This is a genomic window from Spiroplasma sp. hyd1 (genome assembly GCF_016082235.1).
GTDB lineage: Bacteria > Bacillota_I > Bacilli_A > Mycoplasmatales > Mycoplasmataceae > Spiroplasma > Spiroplasma poulsonii.
The window spans coordinates 1-1,522 of sequence record NZ_JXYY01000107.1 but is presented as its reverse complement, the minus strand read 5'-3'; the positions used below and the strand labels follow the sequence as shown (position 1 = coordinate 1,522).

Here is a 1,522-nt window from a genome sequence, read left to right as displayed (position 1 = left end):
ATCGCAAGAAGTCTAATATAAAAAATTACAGATTGATTTAGAGTTTAAAAAAAATAGTAAAAAAGGAATATATATAAGCAATTTAAGCGTTGTAAATGATTTTTAATATATATAATCTAAATTAGAATAAAAAAACATTTATTCAAATGTTTGATGTATTCAAACCAAAATAAATGGTTTCTCGTCAAGAAACTTTAAATATAGGTAAATGCTTTTTTATTTTTGTTTTAGAAAGGAAAATAAAAAATGAATGTAAATGTAAATGCACATAATCGTTTAACAGGAGAAAATTTATATAGACCTTATATAGATAATAGTAATTTTGTTAATCAAAAATATTATGTTAAAAAAGTATATTATGGACCTTATATTAAAACGATTGTATTACCCTTAGAATGTATTAATAAATTTGGAAAAGGAAATCCCACAGGTATTAAAAATACTGGTGAAAATGAAACTAAACTATTAAATAGTCGTGTTCGTTCCCAAGCAAATTGTATTCGTAAAGCAATTCATAATTTTAGTGGTTGTAAAAATATGGGTTTTACAACTTTAACCTATGCTGAAAATATGCAAGATATTAAAAAAGCAAATTACCATTTTAAATTATTTATTAAAAAAATAAAATATCATTTTTCTAAATACAAAAAGAATAAATATGAAAACTTAAAATATTTAGTTGCTTATGAATATCAATATCGGGGAGCAGTTCATTTTCATATTATATTTAGTGAGTATATTCTTAATAAAATAATAAGAAAATATTGACCTTATGGATATAATAAAAATTTACCAGTTAAAAATGGTACTAATGAGTTTGTTAGTAAATATGTTGCAAAATATGTTGTAAAAGCATACAGTCAAGAAAAATCAAAAAATATTTATGACTTAAATACCAAAGCATATCGTTTTAGTTCAAATTGTACTGACCCAATTGTTAAGGTTGGTGTTATTGAAATGTGTGAAATGGAATTAATAGCTTCATTAAAAGGTATAAAGCATAATTTTATGTTTAATAATAAAGATGGTTATTTAATGGGTGTAAGCATTGATAGTGATTGACATAATGATTATTTTTGACAAATGGAAGAATATGTTCCATATGATAAAAAAATATTTCGGTTTTTTAACAAAATAACAGATATTGGCATATATAAAACAAGGAAAAAATTAGATAAATACCTTGATTTAGGTAAACAAAGGTACATTAAAAAAAGTACCTTCCAAACGGAAAGTACTAATCGTGCAGTATAGTCTCGTCAAAACCTATACCACATAATTAATTAAAACAAAAAAAAAAAAAAACAAGTTGGGGATATAAATTTATAAATAAATTTATTTTTTGCTTTGAAATATGTAGTTGACATATTTATTTTGTTATGTAAAATTAAGTTAGAATATTATATATAACATTTGGTTATATTTAAGTATTCAAACCAAAATAAGTGGTTTCTCGTCAAGAAACTTTAAATATAAGTAAATGTTTTTATTTTGCATTTATATTTACATTAATTTTTTAATA

Annotated in this window: 1 protein-coding gene; it reads left to right on the top strand. The window is 21.9% G+C overall.

Annotated elements, in window-relative coordinates; all coding sequences use genetic code 4:
- The first annotated feature begins 246 nt into the window (after positions 1–246).
- Positions 247–1,254 carry a rolling circle replication-associated protein gene (locus tag TS70_RS06525; protein ID WP_198049785.1) on the top strand — a complete coding sequence of 336 codons (1,008 nt, stop codon included), beginning with the start codon at positions 247–249 and terminating at the stop codon, positions 1,252–1,254.
- The last annotated feature ends 268 nt before the right edge of the window (positions 1,255–1,522 follow it).